Origin of the sequence: Pseudoduganella sp. GCM10020061 (assembly GCF_042683405.1) — a bacterium.
Lineage (GTDB): Bacteria > Pseudomonadota > Gammaproteobacteria > Burkholderiales > Burkholderiaceae_D > Telluria.
In genome coordinates, this window is the sequence record NZ_JBHUJS010000001.1 from 279419 (window position 1) to 305840 (window position 26422).

Consider the following 26422-nt stretch of genomic DNA (forward strand, 5'->3'; position numbering starts at 1 on the left):
AACGCAACCAGAGGTGCGCGATGATCCGGATCCCAGCAGCAATCTTTACCGTTTTGACCCTGGCCGGGCTTGCGGCTCCGCAGGGAAGTGCGCATGCGGCGGCGCCGGCGCAGGCAGCGGCCCAGCCGGCGGCCTGTCCAGCCATCCTGAACAAGACCTTCAACCGCCTGCAGGACGACGCGCCGCAGAACCTGTGCCAGTACGCGGGCAAGGTCATCCTGGTGGTAAACACCGCCAGCTATTGCGGCTACACTCCCCAGTACAAGGGCCTGGAAGAACTGCACGCCAAGTACGCGGCGCGCGGACTGGTCGTGCTGGGCTTCCCGTCCAACGACTTCGGCAAGCAGGAGCCGGGCAGCAGCAAGGAGATCGCGGAACTTTGCTACAACACCTACGGCGTCAAGTTCCCGATGTTCGCCAAGTCGCCGGTCAAGGGCAGTGCCGCCAACCCGCTGCACGCGGAGCTGGCGAAGGCGACCGGCCAGGAGCCGAAATGGAATTTCACCAAATACCTGATCGACCGTGAGGGCAAGGTAATCGCTCACTTCCCGAGCAAGGTCGAGCCGGGCGACAAGGCGCTGGCGGCAAAGATCGAACAGGCGCTGTAAAGCTGGCCGGGTGTCTCCGGCCCTTCATCAACCTTCGTTAGGATCACTTATGAAACTGAAATCGATCGTTCCAGCGCTGCTGGCAGTGGCCTGCAGCACCGCCTTCGCAGCCGACACCCGCGTCGACATGAAGATCGCGACCGAGAAGGGCGCAGGCGCAAGCGTGGGGCACGTGACGGTGTCCGAGACCAAACATGGCCTCGTGTTCACGCCACAGCTGACCGGCCTGCCTGCCGGCGTTCATGGCTTCCACGTGCACGAGAATGCGAGCTGCGATCCGCAGGAGAAGGATGGCAAGATGGTGCCGGCGCAAGCGGCCGGCGCGCACTATGACCCGGCTGGCACCAAGCGCCACGGCACGCCATGGGGCGATGGCCACCTGGGCGACTTGCCGGCCCTGTACGTGGCGGCCGACGGCAGCGCGACCAACCCGGTGCTGGCGCCGCGCCTGAAGATGGCGGACCTGAAGGGCCGCGCGCTGATGGTTCACGCCGGCGGCGACAACCACTCAGACCACCCGGCAGCGCTGGGCGGGGGTGGCGCACGCATCGCCTGCGGCGTCATCCGCTAAAGGAGGCCGGGGCTGTCCCCTGGCGGGACGGTCCCTCAGCGCTGTGCGGCCAGCGCGCCGCGCAGCGAGTTGCAGACCATGATCTCCGTGGCGGCGTCGAACTCCGCCCGCGTGATCACCCGTTCGACCGCATCGAAGGCCGGATCCCGCAGGATCGCGGCACGCATCACGCCGGGCAGCAGCCCGCATGACAGCGGCGGAGTGCACCAACGCCCGCCGACCTTGACGAACACGTTGCTGCGTCCACCCTCGGCCAGCTCGCCCTTTTCGTTGAAGAACACCATGTCGAACGCGCCATGCGCCTCCGCTTCGCGCCATGCGGCGTCATAGCGTTCGCGCACGGTCGATTTGTGGCGCAAGAACAGGTCGTCCGAGCGAACGGCCTGCTCCGCGACCAGGATGCGCACCGGTTGCGCGAGCGGGGCCAGCGGGGCCACCTGTACATCGAGCGTGCCGTCGGGTGCGAGCGCCAGTTTCATGCGCGCCGGGCCGCCTAGTGCCTGGCAGGCGTCGTCGAGCAGGCGGCGCGCCGCATCGCGGTCGAACGGGATGGCGAAATAGCGCGCTGACGCACTCATGCGGGCGAGGTGTTCTTCAACGTTGCGGCAACCGGCACCAGTCGCCTGCATGGTCTCGAACAGGCCGAATCCGGCCGGCATGCCGGTGAGGAAGCGCGCCTTGAGCTGGCATTCCGCGTATTCGCTGGCCGGTTCGCTGTCGTACACGATGCCGGCGCCGACACCCAGCTCACCGCGCCGCACGCCTTGTTCCGGCGGCGAGAGCGCCAGCGTGCGGATCGGCACGGACAGGCAGAAGTCGCCCGTTTTTCCGGATGCTGCGGGCGGGTCGAACCAGCCGATCGCGCCGGTGTAGATGCCGCGCGGCGCTGTTTCCACTTCCGTGATGATCTCCATGGTGCGCCGCTTGGGCGCACCGGTGATCGAACCGCACGGATAGATCGCATCGAAGATGTCGGCCAGCGTGGCCGATGCGCGCAGCCTGCCGCGCACGGTGGACGTCATCTGAAGCACGCTGCCGAAGCGCGTCACATCGAACAGCGCCGGCACCTGCACGCTGCCCGTCTCGCACACGCGCCCCAGGTCGTTGCGCAGCAGGTCCACGATCATCAGGTTCTCGGCGCGGTTCTTGGGATCCTGCGCCAGTGCCTGCGCGCGCCGCTGGTCCTCGGCGGCGTCTCCGCTGGCGGGAGCCGTGCCTTTCATCGGGCGCGTCATCAGCTCTCCGGCCGTGTGGCGCACGAACAGCTCGGGCGACAGCGACAGCACGCCGCTGCCATCGGGCAGCGCGATCAGGGCGCCATACGGGACCGGCTGGCGCTCGCGCAAGCGGGCGTACAGCGCGAACAGGCTGCCGTAGGCATCGAAGCGCAGCCGGTAGGTGTAGTTGACCTGGTACGTGTCGCCGGCGCGGATGTAGTCGCGGATCCGTTCGATGGCATCGGTAAATTGCGCCTCGTCGACGCTGGCCGCCACCGCCGCGACACCAGACGGCGCCGTGCCTGCCCGTGCGTGGACCCATGCGCCCACTTCGTCCGTGCCGAGCCGGTCGCAGCGCTCGAACAGCAGCACGCGGGCCAGCGGGCCTTGCGCCGCGTGGGCAGGAATACCGTGCAGCGCGCAGCCGAGTTCATAGGTCAGCAGCGGTACGCCATACAGGCCGCTCTCGAGCGCCTGCTGCAGTTCTGCCAGGAGCAGGGGCCATTCGCCGGCAGTGTCCGCACGCAGTGTGCGCACGTGGCCGGTGAACAGGCGCGAGCCGTCCACGCTTCCGGCGTCGTCCAGCAGGGCAAAACATTCGACAGCGTGCATCGAGAAAAGCTCAGGCAAGGAGGAGGGTGAGCTGGAGCGCTGCGCCATCCGTCGGGTCCTGCCTGAAGCCGCTCTTGGCGAAGCGGTGCCAGCGTCCCACCACGTAGCTGACCAGCATGCTGGCGCGGTGCGCGACTTCCGCCTCGGTGCCATGGCCTTGCGTTGCGGCGGTGCGCAGCGACTGCTTGAACGCCAGCTCCACCTTGTCGTAGAACTGGTTCATGCGCAGCTGCAGGCGTTCGTCCTCGCCCACCAGCGCGTCGCCGATCAGCACGCGTGTCATGCCGGGATTATTGGCCGCGAAGGCGAGCAGCATCTGCAGCATGGCGTGCGCCTGCGCGACCCCGCGTTCCTCGCGCTCGGCGATCTGGTTGACCAGGCCGAACACGCTCGATTCGATGAATTCGATCAGGCCCTCGTACATCTGCGCCTTGCTGGCGAAGTGGCGGTACAGCGCGGCCTCGGACACGGACAGGCGCGCGGCGAGTCCGGCCGTGGTGATCTTCTCGCCCTTCGGCTGCTCGAGCATCGTGGCCAGTGCCTGGAGGATTTGCAGCTTGCGCTGGCCTTGCTTCGTGCTGGGCATGGGTTCGTGTGGTCGGATGGTTGAAGGTTAGCGCAGGCGGTGCAGGCACGCCGGCAGCTGCCGCACGGATTTTACTTTGACATCGACGTAGCCGGGGCGTTTTAGCGTCTTTGGCAGCCGCGCGCGTCCGATCGGGTCGCTCATGCGCAGGTATTGGGTGACCCAGACGGTGCGCATGCCAAGCTGGCGCGCACTGCGCAGGTTATCCAGCGTGTCCTCGACCAGGATGCAGCGGTCGGCCGACACGCCATGCCGGCGCAACAGGCGCCGCAGCATCAGCCGCGATGGTTTGGGCCGCAACTGGCGGTGCACGTGCATGTCCTCGATCGCGATGTGGTGCGTGAAGTGGCGGTGCAGGCGCAGGTAGCGCACCACTTCGGTGGAGTAGCGCGACGGTCCGTTGGTGAGCAGGATCTTGTCGCCGGGGAGGCGCCGCAGCAGTTTGGCCAGGCCGCGCTCGGCGCGCACCAGTTCGCGCAGCTCACCGATGTCGTGCGTCTCGCGCAGGAAGTCCGCGGCCTTGACCTGATGGTGGCGGATCATGCCGAGCAGGGTGGCGCCGTAGCGTTTCCAGTAGCCCAGGCGCGCGGCGTCGATCGCCTCCTGCGTGGCGGGCGTGGTTCCGTTGCCCAGCACCCGTCCGATGTAGATGTTCATGTTGGCGCTGATCGCGGGGAAGATCGCGTGCGAGGCGTCGTGCAGTGTGTTGTCGAGGTCGAACAGCCACACCGGGGAACTCGTGGTCTTCTTCAGCATAGTGGTCGGGACGTGGGGGAGCGGCGCGAACCACATTATAGAGCGTGGGTGGTGCGCTGCCCGGCCCCAGCCGACCGGCCTGGCGGCGCGCGGCGCCACCAGGCCATGGGACGCGCGCGATCAGCTGCGCGGAGGGAACTCGCCATCCAGGCAGATGATGTAGTTCATCGCCAGACAGGGCTGCATGTTGTTGTGCGGCTGGCTGTTGCCGCTCACGTTGAGGGCGACCGGTGACATCGGCGTATTCGGGGTCGGATTGAACAGGTTTACCGGCGTGGAACCGCCGCGACCGCCCACCGCGAACTCGCCCCACACCGCATTGTTCGGGTCGTTGGTCGAGCCCAGCTGGGAGGAGCCCATCGGAACGTGGGTGTGCATCGGCGTCTCCGTGGTCAGCAGCGTGACCGTCGCGCTGCCGATATCCTCGCCGACCGAACGCGGAGTCAGGCCGGCCCCGTTGCCCTGTCCGATCGGCACCCGGCCGTTCAGGTTCGGCAAGGCAAAGTTGGTCTTGCCGTCGCCCCCGTACTGCGTGCCGAGGATCGAGAACAGCGCCGTGTTTTGCGAGATGGCCATCAGCTGGCCGCCGCACAACGCCCAGCCCTTCGGTGCGAAATTGCCGGCGAAAATCCGGATTTCGCCGATATAAGCGTCAGACATGTTCTCTCCTTAGTTCCGTGGCGGGTAAATGCCCTGGGTGGCGATGCAGAACGCCATCGCGAGGTAGGGCTGCATGTTCGGGTGCGGCTGGCTGCCACCGGCCGTCGCGATCGCGGCCGGGTTCATGGGCACGACCGTGGTTGGCGGGTTGTAGCACATGCTTTCCGCGCTGGCCCAGCTGCCTCCCGCGGTGTCCGGGCTGGAAGCGGTGGCCTCCGATGCGAACACCTGGTGCGCGTGCTGCGGCATCTCGTTGACGGTCAGGGTGTGGGTCTCTTCCCCCTGCATGGCGCCAAGCGGGATCGTGTTGCTGACGTGGATCGCCACGCGGCCGCGCAGGTCCGGCAGGGCAAACGTGGTCCGGCCGTCGCCCCCGTACACGTTGCCGAGCAGGGAGTACAGCGCCTGGTTCTGGTTGATCGGGAGCAGCTGGCCCTGGCAGGGAGCCCAGCCGCGCGGCACCCTGTTGAACGGGTAGATCTTGATTTCACCGATAAATGGATCCGACATGCTTCGCTCCCCTCAGTTAAAGGACGGGTAGATCCCGTTCAGGCAGATGATGTAGGTGATCGCCAACGAAGGCATCATGTTCTCGTGCGGCTGGTTTCCGCCGACTGCCAGGAGCGAGTTCGTGTTCATCGCCACGTCCGGCGCGCTGCTGGAATAGGAGCTGTACGCCGACTTGGCCCAGAGATTGTTGGCCGGGCTGGCGAACTCCGCAGTGTTCGGGCTCGCGTTCGCGCCGTGCGTGTGGACCGGCATCTGGTTGGGCGTCAGCGTCACCGTTTCCGTCCCACCCTGTTCTCCTATCGGGTGCGCGGACGACATGTGCAAGGGCGCGCGGCCCTGCAGGTCGGGCAGGCCGAACGTGGACATGCCGTCCCCGCCATAGGTGGTGCCAATCAGGGAAAACAACGCGTCGTTATCGGCAATCGAGAGTACCTGGCCATTGCACAGCGCCCAGCCCTGCGGCGCAAAATTTCCGGCGAACATTCGAATTTCGCCGAGATAGGCTTCTGACATTTGCTTGTTCCTCCTCTTTCGTGGACGGTGCGCGCCGGTCGGCGAGCTGATCGATTATTTCAGACATCCCCAGCCCGATATTCACCAAAAGTAACTATATCCAAAGAATTTTTTCCTATTGGTATTGATTTGCGACTGCTACAGGACTAACGTAGCTGACTGTTGGTTGTCAGTGCATTCTTACTTTCCCCTTCCATCCTCTCCTACGGCGCCTATGGACATCCAGATCTCGCAGCAGCCCGCTCAGCAAGTCGCTTTCGTCTTCAATAATGTCGAAAATTACGCCGAGCTCGTTGCGGCGTTCCACGCGGGCGTCGAAGTCCACGTCCTCGACGCTGCCCGGGACGGGCTTGCGCAGATGGCCGCCGTGCTGGCGGGGCGCAGCGGCATCGAAGCGCTGCATGTGATCGGCCACGGCGCGCGCGGCGCACTGGACATGGGCAGTGTCACGCTGGGCAATGGCAACATTGCCGCCTACAGCGACGTGCTGGAAAGGATCGGCAGCGCGCTGGCTGCGGATGGCGACATCCTGCTGTACGGCTGCGACGTGGGCGCCGACGCCCAGGGCGCGCAGTTCGTGGGCCAGCTGGCGCGGGCGACCGGGGCGGACGTGGCCGCCTCCACCGGCCCGAGCGGCGGATGGCAGCGCGGCGGTGACTGGACGCTCGAATACCACGCCGGTGACGTGACGGCCGGCGGCACATTCGATGCCGCGGCCACCAGGAGCCTCGACACCCTGCTGGCATTGGCGGTCAAGGACGTCACCGACACCTCGCAGCGCTCGCCCGGCCTGTTCGTCCCCGGCTTTACCCTCACCTCCTCGGTAGCGGTCGTGGGCGATCCGGACCCGCTCGCGGATGGCATCTATATCGACTCAAGCGCGAGGAGCGCGAGCTTTACCATCTCCGCGGACGGGAGCTCGGTCGGCAGTTTCGACCTGAGGGGCATGACCTTCCTGAAGCTGCTCGACAATTTCCCGCACTTCCAGATCGCGATCACCGGGTACAAGGCGGCCGGCGGCACTGCCACCGCGGTCATCGATTTCGCGACGAATTCGTCGACGGCGACTGTTCCCGACGATTTCAGCGACATGACCGGCCTCATCCGCTTCGACGTCACCATCAATGTTCTTTCGACAGAAGCCGGGGGAGCATGGGACCTGACGCTCGACGCGTTCACGGTGGATAATGTGGCGGCCCCTCCGCCAAGTGCGGCCGACCTCAAGGCCACCAGCGACGCCGGCACCAGCAGCACCGACAACATCACCAGCGCCAATGCGATCGACTTTACCGGGACCGGCACGACTGGCGCGACGGTCGCGGTCTTCATCGACGTGAACGGCAACGGCGCCTACGACGCCGGGACCGATGTCCGCGGCACCGCCACGGTAGTGGGCGGCAGCTGGACCGTCACCGGCCTGTCCACCCTCGGCCTGAACGGCAGCTACCAGGTGTATGCCCAGCAAACCGCAAGCGGCGCCACCAGCCCCCTCAGCACGGCGCTGACGGTCACGTTCGACCACACGGCGCCCACCCTGGCGATCACCAGCAACAAGTCCGCGCTCAAGACGGGCGAGACGGCGACGATCACCTTCACCTTCAGCGAAGATCCGGGCGCCACCTTCGACGCGAGCGATATCGTCGTCAGCGGCGGTACGCTGAGCGCACTGACCACCACCGGCGCCGTGCGCACCGCCATTTTCACCCCTACCGGGGACACGAATGGCGGCACTGCCTCGATCACCGTTGCCGCCGGCAGGTTCACGGATGTCGCCGGCAACAATGGCGGCGCCGGGACCACGCCCAGCCTGGTCTTCGACACCAGGGCGCCGACGGTATCGGTAAGCAGCAGCTCCACCGCGCTCTTCGTGGGCCAGACCGCCACCATCACCTTCACGTTCAGCGAAGACCCGGGAGCGAGTTTCAGCTGGGACGGCAGCAACGGCGACCTGGTGGTCGCAGGGGGCACGCTGGGCGCCATCACCGGCACCGGCACTACGCGCACCGCCACCTTCACAGCCGATGGCAGCACCACCACGGCCAGCGTGCAGGTCAAGGCCAGCAGCTATACCGACGCGGCTGGGAACGCGGGCGGCGCCGCCAACTCACCCGCCATCACGGTCACGCTCGACAGCACGCCGCCGGCCGCGCCCTCCATGCCCGACCTGTCCAGCGCAAGCGACAGCGGAAGCTCGACCACCGACAACGTGACCGTGGACAGCACGCCGAGCTTCACGGGCACTGCCGAAGCGGGGGCGACCGTCAAGTTGTATGAGGGCGCCACACAGATCGGCAGCGGCACGGCGGACAGCGGCGGCAACTGGACCATCACCGCGGGCACGCTGGCAGAGGGAACGCACAGCATCACGGCGGTCGCCACCGACGCATCCGGCAATACCGGCGCAGCGTCGGCGGCGCTGAGCGTCACGATCGACAGCACGGCGCCGACGATTGCCATCACCAGCAACAAGCCCGCCCTCAAGGCCGGCGAGAGCGCCATCGTCACCTTCACCTTCAGCGAGGACCCGGGCGCATCGTTCACCTGGGATGGCAGCGCGGGCGACGTGGTGGTCAGCGGCGGCACGCTATCGGCCATCAGCGGCACCGGTACGGTGCGCACCGCAACCTTCACCCCGGCAGCGAATGCGAACGGCACGGCCAGCATCACGGTGGCCGCAGGTGCTTACGCGGATGCGGCGGGCAACAACGGCGGAGCGGGCGCAACACCGTCGCTCGTGTTCGACACGCTGCCGCCCACGCTCACCATCACCAGCAACATGTCCGCGCTCAAGGCCGGCGAGACCGCGCTCATCACGTTTACGTTCAGCGAAGACCCGGGCGCCACGTTCTACTGGGACGGCAGTAGCGGCGACCTGTCCGTCAGCGGTGGTTCCCTGAGCGCGCTGTCCGGCACCGGCACCGTGCGCACCGCGGTCTTCACGCCCGAGGCGGACACCAACGTCGGCACAGCCAGCATCAGCGCCGACGCCGGCGCCTTCACGGACGCAGCGGGCAATGCAGGCGGCGCGGGCGCCTCGCCATCGCTGACCTTTGACACACTGACGCCCGCAGCGTCCTCCACACCAGACCTGGCCAGCGCGAGCGACAGCGGCGCCTCCGACAGCGACAACCTCACCGCGGGCACGACCCATGACTTCACCGGTACCGCGGAGAGCGGCGCGCTGGTCAGGCTGTATGACGGCGCAAGCGAAATCGGCTCCGCCGTGGCCATCGACGGTACCTGGTCGATCACGGCCGGATCGCTCACAGCGGGCATGCATTCGATCACCGCCGTGGTCACGGACGCCGCGGGCAATGTCTCCGCGCCATCAGGCGCACTCGAGGTGATGGTGGACAGGTCTGCGCCCGTACTGGCGATCACCAGCAGCGCAAGTGCATTGAAAGCCGGCGAGACCGCCGTCATCACCTTCACTTTCAGCGAAGACCCGGGCGACAGCTTTGCCGCTGGCGACATCGTGGTCAGCGGCGGTACCCTGGGCGAGCTGTCCGGTACCGGCGCCACGCGCACGGCCGTGTTCACGCCGGCGGCGGCGAGCCAGGGCAGCGCAAGCATCGCGGTGGCCGCCGGCGCGTATGTGGACGCTGCAGGGAATGCGGGCGGCAGCGGTGCACTCGCGCTCCAGATCGATACGCTGGCGCCGACGCTGGCGATCAGCAGCGACACGGCAGCGCTGCGGGCAGGGCAGACTGCGACCATCGTATTCACCTTCAGCGAAGATCCGGGCGCCACGTTCACGCTCGACGACATCACGGTGTCCGGCGGCACCCTGGGTGCGCTGGCAGGCAGCGGCAATACGCGCAGCGCGGTGTTCACACCGGCACCGGGCGTGAATGGCGGTACCGCCAGCATCACGGTTGCCAGCGGCCGGTACACCGATGCCGCAGGAAACGGGGGCGAAGCCGGCGCCACGCCGGCGCTGGCGTTCGACACGCTGGCGCCTGACGCGCCAGGCGTGCCAGACCTGTTGGCGGTACACGACACCGGCGACTCCGCTTCCGACAATGTGACCAATGCCACCACTCCGGTGTTCAGCGGCACTGCCGAAGCGGGAGCAATCGTCACGCTGTACGACGGGGCCACCGTGATCGGCACCGGCGTGGCCAGCGCCGGCGGCGAGTGGGAGATCACGGCCTCGGCCCTCGCGCACGGCACCCACTCCGTGTCGGCCACGGCGACCGACGCGGCTGGCAACGTCAGCGCGGCAGGCCCGGTCCAGGCCATCACGGTGGACACGTCTGCGCCGACACTGGCGATCACCAGCAACCGAGGGGCGTTGAAGGCCGGCGAGACTGCCGTCATCACCTTCACGTTCAGCGAGGACCCGGGTGCGTCCTTCCATTGGGACGGCGCCAGCGGCGACATCACCGTGAGCGGCGGCACCCTGAGTGCGCTGTCCGGTACCGGAATGGTGCGCACGGCAACCTTCACGCCGGCCGCGGACAGCAACGGCGGCACCGCCAGCATCAGCGTCGCAGACGGCGCGTACACAGACGCTGCCGGCAACGCCGGAGGCGCGGGCGCCACGCCGTCGATTACATTCGATACCCGCGCGCCGTCGCTCGCCATCACGGCGGACCGCAGCGCGCTGAAGATCGGCGATACCGCAGTCATCACCTTCACGTTCAGCGAAGATCCCGGCGCGAGTTTCGATACCTCCGACATCGTGGTTGCAGGCGGGACCCTGGGTGCGCTGTCCGGAACAGGCAACATCCGCACGGCGACATTCACGCCAGCCGAGGGAGCCACCGGGACCGCAAGCATCAGCGTGGCGGTGGGCGCCTACACTGACGCGGCCGGAAACGCCGGCGGATCCGGCGCAGCGCCCGCGCTGGTGTTCGACACACTTGCGCCATCCGCGCCAGTGCTGGCGCTGGCGTCCTCCAGCGACACCGGCGCCTCCGGCAGCGACCAGGTGACCTCCGACACCACGCCGACCTTCACCGGCACCGCGGAAGAGGGCACCACCGTCACGCTGTACGGCAGCGATGGCGTCACCGTGATCGGTACCGGCGTGGCGAACGGCGGTACCTGGTCGATCACGGCATCGGAACTCGCAGCCGGTTCCCACATGGTGTCTGCCCGCGCCACCGATGCCGCGGGCAACCAGGGTGTGGCGTCCGCGCCGCTCGCCATCACGATCGACAACGCCGCACCTTCGCTGTCCATCACCAGCAGCGCGCCGGCGCTGAAAGCGGGCGAAACTGCGACCATCACGTTCACGTTCAGCGAGGATCCGGGCGCCACGTTTGCCTGGGAGGACATCGTGGTCAGCGGTGGCACGCTGGGCGCGCTGGCCGGTACCGGCGCGGTTCGAACCGCGACGTTCACGCCTGCTGCCGGCACCAATAGCGGCGCGGCCGGCATCACGGTGGCGCAGGGAGCCTATCAGGACCTGGCGGGTAACGCAGGCGGCGCGGGTGCCGCGCCGTCGCTGGTCTTCGACACGCTCGCGCCGACGCTGGCGATCAGCAGCGACGTGGCGGCACTCAAGGCGGGCGAAACCGCCACCATCACGTTCACCTTCAGCGAAGACCCGGGTGCGACGTTTACCGGCGGTGATGTTGTCGTCACCGGCGGCACGCTGGGACCGCTCGCGGGCACGGGAAATGTGCGAACCGCAACGTTCACGCCGTAGGCTGCCACCAACGCCAGCACCGCCACCATCACGGTGGCGGCAGGCGCCTACGTCGACGCCGCCGGCAACGCTGGCGGCGCTGGCCTTACGCCGTCGCTCAGCTTCGACACGCTGGCGCCGACCGTCGCGATTACGAGCGACAGGTCCGCGCTCAAGGCTGGCGAGAGCGCGACCATCACGTTTACGTTCAGCGAGGATCCGGGCGTTTCGTTTGCGTGGGACGGAAGCTCCGGCGACATCGTGGTGACGGGCGGCACGCTAAGCGCGATTTCGGGGACCGGAACCGTGCGCACGGCGGTCTTCACGCCGGCCGCGGACACCAATACGGGCACCGCCGGGATCGCGATCGCCTCCGGCGCGTATGCCGACGCGGCCGGCAACGGCGGCGCTGCCGGCGCCGGCCCGGCGATTGCGTTCGACACGCTTGTGCCGGTTGTCGCGGTCACGAGCGACAGGACTTCCCTTGCGGTTGGCGAAACTGCCACCATCACGTTCACCTTCAGCGAAGACCCGGGCGCATCGTTCGACGCGGGCGATATCACGGTCAGCGGCGGTACCCTGGGCGCCCTCGGCGGCACGGGACTGACGCGCACCGCGGTATTCACGCCGGCCGACGGCATGAACGGCGGCGCAGCCAGCATCGCGGTGACGTCGGGCAGCTGGTCGGACGCGGCCGGCAATGCGGGCGCGCCCGCGGCTGCGCTGGCGCTGGCGTTCGACACGCTGGCGCCAGCGGCGCCGTCCGCTCCCGTGCTGCTAGGCGTGGACGATACCGGCGTCTCCGGCTCCGACCACGTCACCAACCGCACCACGGTCACGATCCACGGCACCGCCGAAGCGGGAGCCACGGTCAGGCTGTACGATGGCGCGACACTGGCCGGCAGCGCCACCGCCGACGCGCTAGGCGCCTGGTCAATCATCGTGACAGACCTTGCCGAGGGCACGCACGGCCTTGTCGCCACTGCCACCGATGCGGCAGGCAATGTCAGCGCTGCGTCGGGCGAGCAGGCGCTGGTAGTCGACGTATCGGCCCCGACCCTGTCCATCACCAGCAGCGCATCTGCGCTGAAAGCGGGCGAAACCGCGACCATCACGTTCACGTTCAGCGAGGATCCGGGCGCCACGTTTGCGTGGGAGGACATCGTGGTCAGCGGCGGCACGCTGGGCGCGCTGGCCGGTACCGGCGCGGTGCGGACAGCGACGTTCACGCCTGCTGCCGGCACCAATGGCGGCAGCGCGAGCATCAGCGTGGCTGGCGGCGCATACACCGACGCGGCCGGCAACAACGGAGCCTCCGCGACGGCCCCGGTGCTGACCTTCGACACGCTGGCGCCGACGCTGGCCATCACCAGCGACGTGGCTGCACTCAAGACGGGCGAAACCGCCACCATCACGTTTACCTTCAGCGAAGACCCGGGTGCGACGTTCACCAGCGATGACCTGGTTGTCACCGGCGGTACGCTGGGCGCGCTTGCCGGTACCGGGACAATCCGGACCGCGGTATTCACGCCGGCCGCCGGCGTGAACGGCGGCGCCGCATCGATTTCGGCCGCCGGCGGTTCCTACCAGGATGCAGCCGGCAATGGCGGTGCAGCGGCGAATGGCCCGGCACTGGTGTTCGACACGCTGGCGCCGCTGGCGCCGTCCGCGCCGGCGCTGCTGGCTGCCGACGACACCGGCGTGTCGGGCAGCGACAACATCGTCAACCGCACCACGCCAACCTTTACCGGCACCGCGGAGGAGGGCGCGACCGTCACCCTGTACGACGGCGCCACCGCGATCGGCAGCGCAGTCGCCGTAGGCGGCAACTGGTCGATCACCTCGCCTGCGCTTGCCGCGGGAAACCACACCATTACCGCAACCGCGACGGATGTGGCTGGCAACGTGGGGCCGGCATCGGCAGGCCTGGCGCTCGTGGTCGATACCGGCGCACCGACGCTGGCCATCACCAGCAGCGCAAGCGCGCTCAAGGCGGGCGAGACTGCAACCATCACCTTTACCTTCAGCGAGGATCCCGGCACGACGTTCGCGTGGGATGGCGCAGCGGGCGACATCGCGGTGAGCGGCGGCACGCTGGGCGCCCTGACGGGAACCGGCAACGTGCGCACCGCCGTGTTCACGCCGGCGGCGGGCGTGAACGCCGGTACGGCGAGCATCTCGGTGAGCGCCGGTGCTTACACGGATACCGCCGGCAACGGAGGTGGCGGTGCGAGCGCGCCCGCCCTGGTGTTCGATACGCTGGCGCCAACCCTGGCCATCACCAGTAACGCAACGGCGCTGGCGGCAGGCCAGGTGGCCCGCATCACGTTCACCTTCAGCGAGGACCCAGGCGCGAGCTTCGGTGCCGGCGACATCATGGTCATGGGGGGGACGCTGGGCGCCATCACCGGCACCGGCAACGTGCGCACCGCGATGTTCACCCCGGACGCCAATACACAGCATGGAACGGCAAGCATCAGCGTGGCAGGCGGCTACGTCGACGCGGCAGGCAACGCGGGCGGCGGTGCATCCGCACCGGTGCTGACCTTCGACACGCTGGCTCCGCTTGCGCCGTCCGCGCCGGTCCTTTCCGCCGGCAGCGATACCGGCGACCTGGCGAGCGATGGACTGACCGCCGACAATACGCCGACCTTCAGCGGCACCGCGGAAAACGGCGCCACCGTGACGCTGTACGATTCGGACGGCTTCACCGTGATCGGCACCGGCGTCGCGAGCGGCGGCAGGTGGACCATCACCACGTCGCCGCTGGCGAACGGAATACATACCGTTACGGCCCGCGCCACCGATGCCGCCGGCAATGCCAGCGCGCCGTCGGAGCAGAGCGCCATCACGGTCGACACGTCCGCGCCGGGGCTGGCGATCAGCGCCGACACCGCTGCGCTCAGGCAGGGGCAGACGGCGACGGTCACCTTCACCTTCAGTGACGACCCGGGGGCCAGCTTTACGCTGGGCGACGTGCAGGTGGAAGGCGGCACGCTAAGCGCGCTGTCCGGCAGCGGCAGTGTGCGCACGGCGGTGTTCACCCCGCTGGCTGACAGCAGCGGCAGCGCCAGTATTTCGGTTGCCGCCGCGGCCTACGCCGACGCCGCAGGGAACGCCGGCAGCGGCGCCAGCCTGCCGGCGCTGGTGTTCGATACGCGCGCGCCGACCCTTACCATTACCAGCAGCGCTGGAGCATTGAAGGCTGGCGAGACTGCGGTCATCACATTCACGTTCAGCGAGGATCCGGGCGCCAGTTTCGGCGCCGGCGATATCAACGTCAGCGGCGGCACGCTGGGAGGGCTTGAAGGTACCGGGAATGTACGCACGGCGATCTTTACGCCTGCTGCAAACCTGAACGGAGGCGCGGCCAGCATCGCGGTCGCGGCGGGCGCATACCAGGACGCGGCGGGCAACGCGGGCGGGCCGGGAGCCGCCGCGGTGCTGGCGATCGACACGCTTGCCCCTGCCGTCGCTGTGAGCAGCGACCGCGCGTCGCTGAAGGCCGGCCAAACGGCCGTCATCACGTTCACCTTCAGCGAGGATCCGGGCGACAGCTTCGGGCATGGCGATATCGTCGTCAGCGGCGGCACCCTCGGCGCCCTGGCCGGCACAGGCAACGTGCGCACGGCGGTATTCACGCCAACCGCTGGCGCCAGCGGCAGCGCCGCCATCTCGGTCGCGAACGCCAGCTACACGGACGCCGCAGGCAATGCGGGCGGCGCCGGTCTGGCCACGCTGCGGTTCGATACTCTGGCCCCGGCTGCACCTTCCGCGCCGGTGCTGGCGCCAGGTTCGGACAGCGGATCGTCTTCCACGGACGGCGTCACCAACGCCACTGCGCTGACCTTCACGGGTACTGCGGAGGAGGGCTGCACGGTCGTGCTGGTCGACGCGGCCAGCGGCGCACCGCTGGGCAGCGCGGTCGCGACCGGCGGCAGCTGGACGATCACGGTCCATGGCATGCCCGAAGGCGCCGCGACGGTTGCCGCCGTCGCCACCGACGCCGCCGGCAATGCCAGCGTGCGCTCCGGCACGGCGACGTTGACGGTGGACCGCAGCGCGCCCCCAGCGCTGTCGCTGGCGCTTGCCGCCGATAGCGGGGCGGCCGATGGCATCACCAATGCGGGTACCGTGCGCGTCGACGGCATCGTGCCGGGCGCATCGTGGCAATACAGCCGGGACGGCGGCGCCAGCTGGACAGCGGGCAGCGGCAACGAGATCCTGGTAAAGGGCGAGGGTGCCCATGCCGTGATCGCGCGCCAGGTGGACCTGGCCGGCAATACGGGTCCGGCCAGTGCGCCGCTGGCGTTCACGCTCGATACCACGGGACCGACAGCGACCGTCACGCTGAGCGACCATACACTGGTGTTCGGCGAGACCGCCACCGTCACGGTCACCTTCAGCGAAGCGGTCACCGGATTCGATGCCGCGGATATCACCGTGGCCAACGGCACCCTTGGCGCGCTCGCCTCCAGCGATGGCGGGCGCACCTGGACCGCGCAGCTGACCCCGGCCCTCAACGTTTCCGACACCAGCAATGTGGTTTCGGTGTCGCACGCCGGCGTCAACGACGCGGCCGGCAACGCGGGCAGCGGGACCAGCGAATCGGCCAACTATTCGGTGGCCACGAACGGGCTGCGCAGCGTTATTACGCTGTCGGACTCCGAGCTGAAGGCCGGCGAGACGGCCACGGTCACGATCAGCTTCAACCAGCGCGTGAGCGGCTTTACGGCGTCCGACCTGAATGTGGCGAACGGGTCGCTGAGCGGCCTGACCAGCGCCGACGGCGGCCGTACCTGGACTGCGACCCTGCTGCCGTCGGTGTCCACCGCCGATGCCACCAATGTGATCGCGCTGGCGCATTCCAGCGTGCGCGACGCGAGCGGTGCGCCGGGCCTGGGCTCCAGCACATCCGCGAACTACACGGTGAACACCGTGCGCCCGACCGCGATCGTCCGGGTCGGCGACAAGATCCTGGCGCCAGGCGAGACCGCGCTGGTCACGGTGCAGTTCTCGGAAGCGGTCAGCGGATTCGATATCAACGACCTGTCCGTGATCGGCGGTTCGCTGTCGGGCCTGTCGAGCCTGAACGGCGGCACCATCTGGACGGCGACCCTGACCGCGAGCGCCGTGCAGGGCGCGCGGGGGGCACTGCCCGGCTACGTCAAGCTCGACATGGCCGGCGTCGCGAACCAGGCCGGCAACCCGGGTTCCGGCTACGCGGTGTCGACCCCCTACACGGTGGTCCCGGCCAACAGCGCCCGGGTTACCGTCGATGGCGTCGACACCTACACCGGGCAAGTCACACTTCCCGCCACCGGCCTTACCGGCAATGTCATCACGATCCCCTCCGCCGGCGCCAACCGGCAGGACGATCCGGCCACGCCGAACAGCGGCCTGGCCGACATCCCGGTCGGCCTGCCCGCCGGTGGCGGCACCTCGCTGATGGTCAGCCTGCCGGTGGGAGCCGGCCTGCAGGCCGAAGGCCCGTCGGCATTGCTCAGCAATTCACAGGCGCTGCTCGACCTGGTCGCCCGCATCGAAAGCCGGACCGGCAGCGGCTCCGCGACACAGCTGGACATGACGGGCGCGGGCAGCAGCTTCCTCGGCAGCCTTGGACAAAGCACGCAGGTCGAATCGCATACGGTCCAGCTGTTCGCCGATCCGGGCGGCACGCCGGGCAATCAAATCGTGGTGTCGGGGCGCGCGCCGGCGGCCGGCGGCAGTCCGGCGATCGCCCTGGTGATCGATGGCAGCGCGCTGCCGGCCGGCGTCGCGGTGCAGCTCGATAACGTGGACTTTGCCGCGGTGGTGGGCGACATGCGCTTGCTGGGCGGCGAAGGCCGCAACTACGTGGTGGGCGACGGCGGCTCGCAGAACATCTACCTGGGTGCGGAGGACGACACCCTGTCCGGCGGCGCCGGCAACGATTTCATCGGCAGCGCGGGCGGCAACGACCAGCTCGACGGCGGCGACGACGACGACCTGGTGGTGGGAGGCATCGGCAACGATACCGTCTCCGGCGGCGCCGGCAACGACATCCTCAATGGCGGGCGCAGTACCACCGGCAGCTGGGACTTCTACGTGTCGGCCAGCGGCGCGATCAGCGCACGCCACAGTGGCGCGGTATTCACCGCCAGCGGCACCGAAACCGTGCAGGCGGGCGAACTGGACGCGGCGTTGCCGGAGCTGGCCTTCCTGGCGGCGAATGCGGAGCAGGTGGTCGGCGTGGCGCTGCTGTACGCGGCGCTGGGACGGGCGCCCGACCTGGGCGGCCTGTCGTTCTGGTCGCGCGCAGGCGTCAGCCTGTCCGATGTCGCGGCCGGGGTGCTGCGCTCGGCCGAGTGGGGCAGCACGCCGCTCGGCCAGGCCGGCGACGAAGCCTTCGTGCGCGGGATGTACCAGGACCTGCTCGGCCGCGAGGTCGACGATGACGGCCTGGCGTTCTGGATGGCGGCGCTGGCCGGCAACAGTGGCGTCACGCGCACCGACGTGCTGATGGCCGTGGCGCTCAGCACCGAGCACCGCGACGGCGTGCGCACGGCGGACGGCTACAAGGTCGGCCAGGCCGTGCTGGCGGAGGAGCGCGGCTGGTTCGGCGGCAGCGGCGACGACCGCCTGTCCGGCGGCGCCGGCAACGACCAGCTGGTGGGCGGCGACGGGTTCGACACGGCCGTCTTCAGCGGCAACCGCGCCGACTACCGGATCCTGGTGGGGGCGGACGATATCGTGCGCGTCTCGCACGTGGCGACCGGCGACATCGATACGCTCCTGGGAATCGAGGCGGCGGAGTTTGGCGATGGCAGCATCGACCTGTCCTTCCTCGATGCCGGGCAGGCGCGGCTGAATGCGGTGGGCCTGCTGTACCAGGCCGTGTTCGACCGCGCCGGCGACCTGGCAGGGCTCAGCTGGTGGCTCAGCCTGGACGCCAGCCCGGCGCAGCTGGCGCAGTTCTTTGCGGCCACCGACGAGTTCCAGGCCCGCTACGGCAGCATGGACGATGCGGCGTTCGTGCAGGCGCTGTACGCCAACTCGGGACTGGACGCCGCGGCTGCAGGCGGGATGCAGGCGTGGGAGGACTTCCTGGCCACCCATACGCGTGCCGAACTGGTGGCGCAGTGGATCGAACAGGATGGCGTGGTGGCCGCGCAGTTCGGCATGGACGGGATCTGGCTGTTGTGATCGCGCGCATGGCAGCGGCCGGAGCGGCGGGTTAAGATGGGCAACCCAATCTGAGGAGGAAGTGATGCGTCGTCAAGTTGCCAACCTGTTCACCGGCCTGTTGCTGTTGCTGTTCACCGCGACGCTCGCCAGCGCCGCCGAAACGCGCGAGCGCGGGGCACTGTTCCGCGCAGAGGCCAACGGCAACACCATGTACCTGTACGGCACCATCCACGTGGGTACGCCGGGCTTCTTCCCGCTCGAGCCGCGCATCGAGGCCGCGCTGGCGAATGCCTCGGTGCTGGCGCTGGAAGTGGATGCGGAGCGCGACATGGAGGGAGCCATGCGCGCCATGCAGCAGTACGGCATGCTGGCGCCGGGCAGCACCACCTATAGCGCAATGAAGCCGGAAGCGCGCGAGCGCCTGGCGCGCGCCCTCAAGCGCGTGAACATGAACGAGTCGGCGCTGGCGTTCAAGCCGTGGATGGTGGCGACGCTGCTGGCGGTGGGCGAATTCGGCCTGCACGGCTTCCGCCCGGACCTGGCGGTCGATTCCTACCTGGCGCGCAGCGCACGGGCCAGGAACGTGAAGATCGAGGAGCTGGAATCGGTGGGCGCGCAACTGGCCCTGTTCGACCGGCTGAGTCCCGAGGACCAGCAGAAGATGCTGGAAGAGACGGTGGAAGCGGTCGAAAACGGCAAGCAGGACAAGGAAGTGCGCCTGATGATGGCGGCCTGGGAGAACTCCGACGACGCGGGCCTGGACCGTGTGCTGACGATGCTGGAGCAGGAGGACACCAGGTCGGCGCGCTTCTTCCGCGAGGTGCTGCTCAACGAACGCAACGCCGGCATGGCGGACAAGCTGGCGGCCCTGCTCAAGCGCGAAAAATCCAGCGTTGCTGCAGTGGGCGTGCTTCACCTGCTGGGCAAGCGCGGCGTGCCGGAACTGCTGCGCGCGAAGGGAATCAAGGTGGAGCGGGTGTACTGAGGACAGTACGGGAGGGGAGTGGTGCCCTTGACGTGGATTGAACACGTGGCCTCTCCCTTACCAAGGGAGTGCTCTACCACTGAGCTACAAGGGCGCAAAATAAACGGGGCTTTCCAGCCCCGAAAATTTCAGTGAGACCGGATCATAGTGCCGAAAGCCTGTTCGGTCAATACCTCAAGTAGCAACGAATGCTCGATTCGTCCGTCGATGATGTGCACCGTATTGACGCCGGACTTGGCAGCATCGAGCGCCGACGAGATCTTCGGCAGCATGCCGCCGGAGATCGTACCGTCCGCGAACATCTCGTCGATCTCGCGCGCCGACAGGTCGGTGACGAGGTTGCCCTTCTTGTCCTGCACGCCCGCGATATTGGTCATCATGATCAGCTTTTCGGCCTTCAGGATTTCCGCGATCTTGCCGGCGACGACGTCGGCATTGATGTTGTAGGCCTGGCCATCCTGGCCGAAGCCGATCGGCGAGATGATCGGGATGAACGCATCGTCCTGCAGCGCCTTGACCACAGCGGGATTGATCGCCTCGATTTCGCCGACAAAGCCGATGTCGAGGAATTCGCCCGGCTTTTCCTTGTCCGGCATCGACATCTTGCGCGCGCGGATCAGGCCACCGTCCTTGCCGGTCAGGCCCACTGCCTGGCCGCCGTAGTGGTTGATCAGCATGACGATGTCCTGCTGGACCTCTCCGCCCAGCACCCACTCGACCACTTCCATCGTTTCTTCGTCGGTAATGCGCATGCCCTGCACGAAGGTGCCGGTCTTGCCGATCTTCTTGAGCGCATTGTCGATCTGCGGTCCGCCGCCGTGCACCACGACCGGATTCATGCCGACCAGCTTGAGCAGGATGACATCGCGTGCGAAGCCGTGCTTCAGGCGCTCGTCGGTCATCGCATTGCCGCCGTACTTGATGACGATGGTCTTGCCATGGAAATTGCGGATGTACGGCAGCGCCTCTGCCAGAATCTGCGCCTTGATCTGCGGGGATACCGAGGCCAGGTCGTTATTCGGCTCAGGAGATAATGGGTTCAGAGGTGTCATGGCTCGGGTAGAAATTAAAAATTTGCGAGATTTTACGGCACAAGCCGGGCTGTTTAGCCATTATATGGCCTGCTGTTGTATTTTAAGGGTTGTTCCGCTAGGCTGCGCTTGTTATGGACACAACTGAAAATCCCGGTACCAGCAACTGCAGCCGCTGCGGCGCGGCGTTCGGTTGCGCCATGGCCGATGGCCTGGACGGGCCGTGCTGGTGCACCGCGCTGCCTCCGGCGATGCCGCTGCCCGGCCCGGATGCGAGCTGCCTCTGCCCCGGCTGCCTGAAGGCGGTCATCTCCGCGCAGGCTGGGAACCATACCGAGGCGCCAGCAGCGAAAACGCCTTAGCAGGGTGGCGACGGCGCCGCGAGCGCGCTTGGTTTACAATCGCGTTTGCATTATTCCCGACCCCGATCCCCACGTGAATCCCGAACATCTCGGCTTTGCCGCCGCGGCCTGCACCACCTTTTCCTTCGTCCCGCAAGTGATGCTGGTATGGCGCACGCGCTCCGCCGACGGCGTCTCCACCGGCATGTACCTGATCTTCATCGCCGGCGTGGCCCTGTGGTTGCTGTACGGACTGCATATCGGCTCGCTGCCGGTGGTGCTGGCCAACGGCATGACGCTGGTGCTGGCCTCGAGCGTGCTGCTGATGAAGTGGCACTTCGAGCGCCGCCGCCGCGGCTAGCGCACGGCCCGGAAGAAGCGCAGCATTTCCTCGCTGGCCGAAGGCCCGTCCTTGTCGGTGAAGCTCCCTTCCGGATCGCCGCCCGACCAGGCATGCCCCAGCCCATGCACCAGCCACTGCTCGGCCAGCACCTGGTCGCCGCCGCGCCTGTGCACGGTGCGCGTGTAGCTGCGCCCGTTGCCGTTGCCGGCATCGGCCTTTGCAACGCTTGCCGCCAGCGCCGCTCCCGGCGCCACCGATGCGAAGGCCGGCGCGCGCTGGGTTGCCTGCAGCACCACCTCGGCAGCATTGACGGGATGGACGATGGCGTCGCGGTCGCCATGGAATACGATCACCGGCAGCGGCGCGCCTCCCTTGCGCGGACGCGCGTACTCGCCCTTCATCGCGGCCAGCGCGGACGGCAGGTCGTCGGCCGCCGCGAAAGGCAGTCCCGAGTGCACGCCGACGGCGGCATACAGTTCGGGATACAGGTTGCCCATGATGACGGCCATCGCGCCGCCCGCCGACAGGCCGGCGATGTAGATGCGCTTGCTGTCGATCCCGTGTTCCTTCGCCACGCGCTGGGTGATGCCGGCGATGATGGAAGGCTCGCCGCTGTCGCGCTTCTGGTCGGTCGCGTTGAACCAGTTCCAGCAGCGCTGCGGGTTGGCCTTTTGCGACTGCTCCGGATAGGCGACCAGGAATCCGTGTTTCTCGGCCAGCGCGTTCATGCGGGTGCCGCGCGCGAAATCGGCGCCCTGCTGGGCGCAACCGTGCAGCATGACCACCAGCGGCATCGGCCGCTGGCGCGGGCCGGCCGGCACATACAGCTTGTAGGCGCGCTCGCCAGCCGCGTTCGCATACACCGCGTCGGTGAAGGCGCCAGGATCGCCGGTGCCCGCGAGGGACAAGGCCAGCGCTGCAATTTTTGAAACGACATCCATGGTTTCCTCCTGCCCCGTGCACGTGCCGGCGCCGGGTGAGATAATACGGTTTTTTGCAGCTATCGCAATGAGCCCCGACTTCAGGCCCGGCCTGCGCTTCGAATGGACGGTCACGGTGCCTGTCCGCGCCACGGTTCCGCAGCTGTACCACGATACCCCATTCTGCCTCGACATGCCCGACGTCCTTGCGACCGGCTACATGGTCGGCATGATGGAGCTGGCGTGCATCCACGGCATGATGCCGTACATGGACTGGCCGCGCGAGCAGAGCCTGGGCACCCGCGTGGACTTCGAGCACGTGGCGCCGTCTCCGCCGGGCGCCGTGCTGCGGATCGAAGGCGAAGTGCTGGAAGTGGAGGGGCGGCGCGTGAAGTTCCGCGTCGAGGCATGGGACGACGCCGGGCGGATCGCCGGCGGCACCCACGAGCGCTGCGTAATCGATCCCGATAAATTCAATGCAAAGCTGGCGCGCAGGAAGGCGGGCCAGCCGTGAAACCCGAGCAGATGACACCCGTACCATCGCCCTGCATCAACCTCTGCGAGATGGACCAGGCCACCGGCTTTTGCCGCGGCTGCATGCGCACGATCGACGAGATCGTGTCGTGGGGCCAGGCCAGCGACCAGTACAAGCGCGCCGTGTGGGAACAGATCCGCGCGCGCGAAGACGCCATCGATTTCAAATGAACCACCAGGAACTCCATCTGCCCGCCACCATGCGGGTGTTCGAACGCGGCTGGCTGTCGTCCAACAACGTCCTGTTCACCGGCCCCGAGACCGCGCTGGTGGACACCGGTTACGTGGCGCATGCGCCGCAGACGCTGGCGCTGGTGCGCCACGCGCTGGGCGATCGCAAGCTGGACCTGATCGTCAACACCCACCTGCATTCGGACCATTGCGGCGGCAACGCGCTGCTGCAGCGCGAATTCGGCAGCCGCGTGCTGGTGCCGCAGGCCGAGAGCGCCGCAGTTGCGGCCTGGGACGAGGATGCGCTCAGCTTCCGCAAGACGGGCCAGTCGTGCGAACGCTTCAGCGCCACCGGCACGCTCTCCCCGGGCGACGAGCTGGAGCTGGGCGGCATGCGCTGGCGCGCGCTGGCCGCGCCCGGCCACTTCGAATCGCTGGTGTTCTTCTGCGAGCGCGAAGGGATCGTGATTTCGGCCGATGCGTTGTGGGAGAACGGCTTCGGCGTGATCTTCCCGGAGCTCGATGGCGAGGATGGCTTCGCCGACGCGCGCGCCACCTTGCAACTGATCGACTCGCTTGACGCGCGCATCGCGATCCCCGGGCACGGTGCGCCGTTCGGCGACGTCAGGGCCGCCTGCGCGCGCGCGCTGGCGCGGGTCGACTACCTGGCGGCCGACCCGCTGCGCAATGCGCAGAACGGCGTCAAGGTGCTGCTCAAGTTCCTGCTGCTGGAGCGCCAGCGCATCCCGATGGACGAGGTGTATGCGATGTTCGAGAACGTGCCGGTGCTGGCCGGCGCGCGCCGCCGCTTCTTCGCGCAGGACGCGAAGGAGCTGGCCGACTGGGTGGTGTACACGCTGCGCCGCGCGGGCGCGGCCAGGGTGGAAGACGGGGTGCTGGTCAACCGCGACTTCTGATGTCGCACTCCGAATACATCTGCAGGAACTCCTCCGCCGGCACCGGCTTGCCCTTGTAGAAGCCCTGGTAGCAGTCGCAGCCCTGGCGTTCCAGGAATTCCAGCTGCTCGCTGGTCTCGACGCCTTCGGCCAGCACCCGGAAGCCTAGCGTGTGCGCCATGTCGATGATGGCCGAGGCGATCGCCATGTCGTCCTGATGCTGCGGGATATCCTTGACGAAGCTGCGGTCGATCTTCAGCACGTCGAGCGGGAAGTTCTTCAGGTAGGCCAGCGACGAGTAACCGGTGCCGAAATCGTCGATCGCCAGGCGCACGCCCAGCTCGCGCAGGCCGGCCAGGTTGGCGATGGCGCGCTCGCCCCGCTCCATCAGCGCGCTTTCGGTCAGTTCCAGCTCCAGGCAGTGGGCCGGGAAACCGGTCTCCTCCAGCACCTGCCGCACGCGCGCGGTGAATCCCGCGGTATTGAACTGGCGGGGCGACACGTTCACCGCCAGCGTCAGCTCCGGCATCCCGCTGTCGAGCCAGGCGCGGCCCTGCCTGCAGGTTTCGTTCAGCACCCATTGGCCGACCTCGCAGATCAGATGGCTGGTCTCGGCAATCGGGATGAAGCTGCCGGGCGGGATCATTCCGCGCAGCGGATGCTGCCAGCGCACCAGCGCCTCGGCCCCGGTGATGCTGCCGCTCGCGATGTTCACCTGCGGCTGGAAATGCACGCACAGTTCGCCGCGCGGAATGGCCTGGTGCAGCTCGGTCTCCAGTTCGATGCGTTCGCGCGCGGTGCGCGTCAGGTGTTCCGAGAAGTAGCGGAAGCAGTTGCGTCCTTCGTTCTTGGCCAGGTTCATGGCCGCGTCGGCATGCTGCAGCAGGTCGCTGGTGCTGTTGCCGTGCTGCGGATACAGGCTGATGCCGATCGAGACGCCGGTGCGCACCCGTGCCCCGTTCGACAGCGTCCACTCCTTGCCGAGCCGTTCGATCATGTCGTTGGCCACGCGCGCCGCGTCCTCCTCTTGACCTATCTTTTCGAGCACCACCCAGAACTCGTCGCCGCCCGGGCGCGCCACCGTGTCGCACTGGCGCACGCAATGCCTGAGCGTGTCCGCGACCTGCACCAGCAGCTCGTCGCCCAGCGCATGGCCGTAGCTTTCGTTGATGTCCTTGAAGCGGTCCAGGTCGAGCTGCAGCACTGCGAAGGAAAGGTGCTCGCGCTGCGCCGTGTGCAGCAGGTGCCCGATCTGTGCGGTCATCATGCGGCGGTTGGGCAGGCGGGTGAGCGGGTCGTGGTGGGCGACGAAGTCGAGCCTCTCCTCGGCGTCGCGAATGCCCGACATGTCCGCGTACACGCCCACGTAATTGAGGATACGGCCCGCTTCGTCGCGCAGTGCGCTGATGCTCAGGAAGTCGGGATAGACCTGGCCGTTGCGGCGGCGGTTCCAGATCTCGCCGCGCCAGTAGCCGGTGGTGGCGAGCGAGCGCCACATCTCGTCGTAGAACGCGGCGCCGTGGCGGCCGGAGCTGAGCAGCGATGGCTCCTTGCCCAGCACCTCGTGCTCCGGGTAGCCGGTGATCGCGGTAAAGCCGCGGTTCACCATCTGGATCTCGCCGTCGGGGGCGGTGACGATGATGCCTTCACGCGTGGTGTCGAACACGGCGCCCGCCTGCAGCAGGCGCTGCTGGGCGGCCTTGTGCTGGGTAAGGTCGGTGTTGGTGCCGGAGACCGTGACCGCGCGCCCCTCGGCGTCGCGCAGGATCGAAAAGCGCGCCAGCATCGGAATGTAGTGGCCGTCCTTGTGCCGCATGCGCAGCTCGAACTGGTCCGCGCTGGCGTCGCCCTCGAGGTCGCGGCGGAAGCGCTCGCGCAGCTGCTGCTGTTCGTCCGGATGCACCAGCGACAGCCACAGATCCGGACCGGTCTCCAGTTCGCCCCGGCGGTAGCCGAGCATTTCGTACCAGCGCTGCGAGTAGTAGCGCTCGCCGGTCTGCACGTTGGTATCCCACCAGCCGTCGTTCGATCCGTACAGTACCCGCTCGAGGCGTTCCTGGACGTGCTGGGCGTGCTCGGTGGCCGACCGGCGCGCGGCGTCCCAGGCCTTCAGCAGGCCATACAGCAGCAGGCCGGTGAGGGCGCAGAACAGGTAGCCCTTGGCAGTGCCGGCCAGGGCCAGGTCGCCACGGTCGTTCAGGATGTGTTCCAGCGCGCGGTCGGACACGGTGATCCACAACGCCGCTCCGGCCACGTAAGCGAGGGTGATGGCCAGCGGCGTGTACAGTCTCGATACCAGGGTTGGCGTGGGCTTGGTCGGCATTGTGATTGGAATGTGGCGCGCAGAAAACAAACTGCGGGAATGC

Annotated in this window: 19 protein-coding genes and 1 tRNA gene; 10 read left to right on the plus strand and 10 right to left on the minus strand. The window is 67.8% G+C overall.

Translation table 11 applies throughout. The features are described from left to right. Positions 1 to 20 precede the first annotated feature (20 nt). Together ACFSQR_RS01235 and sodC are read left to right on the plus strand one after the other, a co-directional pair. The gene (locus ACFSQR_RS01235; RefSeq protein WP_377727186.1) at positions 21 to 608 is read left to right on the plus strand and encodes a glutathione peroxidase; all 588 of its coding nucleotides are present in this window, start codon (positions 21 to 23) and stop codon (positions 606 to 608) included. Between the two features lie 49 nt (positions 609 to 657). Continuing rightward, the gene (sodC, locus tag ACFSQR_RS01240) at positions 658 to 1179 is read left to right on the plus strand and encodes a superoxide dismutase [Cu-Zn] SodC (protein ID WP_377727189.1); all 522 of its coding nucleotides are present in this window, start codon (positions 658 to 660) and stop codon (positions 1177 to 1179) included. 35 nt (positions 1180 to 1214) lie between these two features. Here sodC and pabB read toward each other — a convergent pair whose 3' ends face one another. The 6 genes from pabB to ACFSQR_RS01270 all read right to left on the minus strand — a co-directional run bounded on the left by pabB (position 1215) and on the right by ACFSQR_RS01270 (position 6003). Beyond that, positions 1215 to 3008, minus strand: coding sequence for an aminodeoxychorismate synthase component I (gene pabB / locus ACFSQR_RS01245; RefSeq protein WP_377727191.1), 1794 nt, complete (start codon positions 3006 to 3008; stop codon positions 1215 to 1217). Positions 3009 to 3018: 10 nt separating this feature from the next. Beyond that, a complete protein-coding gene (slmA, locus tag ACFSQR_RS01250) occupies positions 3019 to 3594 on the minus strand; it encodes a nucleoid occlusion factor SlmA (RefSeq protein WP_377727192.1) in 576 nt (191 codons plus the stop codon). A gap of 27 nt (positions 3595 to 3621) precedes the next feature. After that, positions 3622 to 4350, minus strand: coding sequence for an HAD-IA family hydrolase (locus ACFSQR_RS01255; RefSeq protein ID WP_377727194.1), 729 nt, complete (start codon positions 4348 to 4350; stop codon positions 3622 to 3624). Between the two features lie 120 nt (positions 4351 to 4470). After that, positions 4471 to 5010, minus strand: coding sequence for a phage tail protein (locus ACFSQR_RS01260; protein WP_377727196.1), 540 nt, complete (start codon positions 5008 to 5010; stop codon positions 4471 to 4473). 9 nt (positions 5011 to 5019) lie between these two features. Then, entirely contained in the window at positions 5020 to 5520 is a 501-nt protein-coding gene (locus ACFSQR_RS01265; protein WP_377727198.1) for a phage tail protein, read from the minus strand. A 12-nt stretch (positions 5521 to 5532) separates the two neighbouring features. Continuing rightward, positions 5533 to 6003: a phage tail protein gene (locus ACFSQR_RS01270; protein WP_377727201.1), complete on the minus strand. Its 471-nt coding sequence runs from the start codon at positions 6001 to 6003 to the stop codon at positions 5533 to 5535. 244 nt (positions 6004 to 6247) lie between these two features. On the opposite strand from ACFSQR_RS01270, the gene ACFSQR_RS01275 reads away from it, so the two are divergent. The 3 genes from ACFSQR_RS01275 to ACFSQR_RS01285 all read left to right on the plus strand — a co-directional run bounded on the left by ACFSQR_RS01275 (position 6248) and on the right by ACFSQR_RS01285 (position 19820). After that, a complete protein-coding gene (locus ACFSQR_RS01275; RefSeq protein ID WP_377727203.1) occupies positions 6248 to 11689 on the plus strand; it encodes an Ig-like domain-containing protein in 5442 nt (1813 codons plus the stop codon). A 33-nt stretch (positions 11690 to 11722) separates the two neighbouring features. Further along, the gene (locus ACFSQR_RS01280; protein ID WP_377727206.1) at positions 11723 to 18853 is read left to right on the plus strand and encodes an Ig-like domain-containing protein; all 7131 of its coding nucleotides are present in this window, start codon (positions 11723 to 11725) and stop codon (positions 18851 to 18853) included. Positions 18854 to 18917: 64 nt separating this feature from the next. Next, on the plus strand, positions 18918 to 19820 hold the full coding sequence (locus ACFSQR_RS01285; protein ID WP_377727208.1) for a TraB/GumN family protein: 903 nt from the start codon (positions 18918 to 18920) through the stop codon (positions 19818 to 19820). 19 nt (positions 19821 to 19839) lie between these two features. On the opposite strand, the gene ACFSQR_RS01290 is transcribed toward ACFSQR_RS01285, so the two are convergent. Both ACFSQR_RS01290 and argB read right to left on the minus strand, forming a co-directional pair. Beyond that, positions 19840 to 19914, minus strand: a tRNA-Thr gene (locus tag ACFSQR_RS01290). A 34-nt stretch (positions 19915 to 19948) separates the two neighbouring features. Further along, positions 19949 to 20872, minus strand: coding sequence for an acetylglutamate kinase (argB, locus tag ACFSQR_RS01295; protein ID WP_377727211.1), 924 nt, complete (start codon positions 20870 to 20872; stop codon positions 19949 to 19951). 113 nt (positions 20873 to 20985) lie between these two features. Here argB and ACFSQR_RS01300 point away from each other — a divergent pair, with 113 nt between their 5' ends. Both ACFSQR_RS01300 and ACFSQR_RS01305 read left to right on the plus strand, forming a co-directional pair. Next, the gene (locus ACFSQR_RS01300; protein ID WP_377727214.1) at positions 20986 to 21213 is read left to right on the plus strand and encodes a cysteine-rich CWC family protein; all 228 of its coding nucleotides are present in this window, start codon (positions 20986 to 20988) and stop codon (positions 21211 to 21213) included. Positions 21214 to 21286: 73 nt separating this feature from the next. Then, positions 21287 to 21553 (plus strand): SemiSWEET transporter, encoded by a 267-nt coding sequence (locus ACFSQR_RS01305; RefSeq protein WP_377727216.1) that lies wholly within the window; start codon positions 21287 to 21289, stop codon positions 21551 to 21553. Here the strand turns inward: ACFSQR_RS01305 and ACFSQR_RS01310 are convergent. Beyond that, the gene (locus tag ACFSQR_RS01310; RefSeq protein ID WP_377727219.1) at positions 21550 to 22476 is read right to left on the minus strand and encodes an alpha/beta hydrolase family esterase; all 927 of its coding nucleotides are present in this window, start codon (positions 22474 to 22476) and stop codon (positions 21550 to 21552) included. The two genes, ACFSQR_RS01305 and ACFSQR_RS01310, sit on opposite strands and share 4 nt — an antisense overlap. 67 nt (positions 22477 to 22543) lie before the next feature. On the opposite strand from ACFSQR_RS01310, the gene ACFSQR_RS01315 reads away from it, so the two are divergent. From ACFSQR_RS01315 to ACFSQR_RS01325, 3 genes are read left to right on the plus strand one after another with little or no spacing between them, the layout of a single operon-like run. Beyond that, entirely contained in the window at positions 22544 to 22969 is a 426-nt protein-coding gene (locus ACFSQR_RS01315) for a thioesterase family protein (protein WP_377727222.1), read from the plus strand. Positions 22970 to 22980: 11 nt separating this feature from the next. Then, on the plus strand, positions 22981 to 23160 hold the full coding sequence (locus ACFSQR_RS01320) for a DUF1289 domain-containing protein (protein WP_377727225.1): 180 nt from the start codon (positions 22981 to 22983) through the stop codon (positions 23158 to 23160). Continuing rightward, entirely contained in the window at positions 23157 to 24077 is a 921-nt protein-coding gene (locus ACFSQR_RS01325) for an MBL fold metallo-hydrolase (protein ID WP_377727227.1), read from the plus strand. The genes ACFSQR_RS01320 and ACFSQR_RS01325 overlap by 4 nt, the downstream gene beginning before the upstream one ends. Here ACFSQR_RS01325 and ACFSQR_RS01330 read toward each other — a convergent pair. Beyond that, positions 24061 to 26379 (minus strand): putative bifunctional diguanylate cyclase/phosphodiesterase, encoded by a 2319-nt coding sequence (locus ACFSQR_RS01330; protein WP_377727230.1) that lies wholly within the window; start codon positions 26377 to 26379, stop codon positions 24061 to 24063. The genes ACFSQR_RS01325 and ACFSQR_RS01330 overlap by 17 nt on opposite strands. Positions 26380 to 26422: the final 43 nt, after the last annotated feature.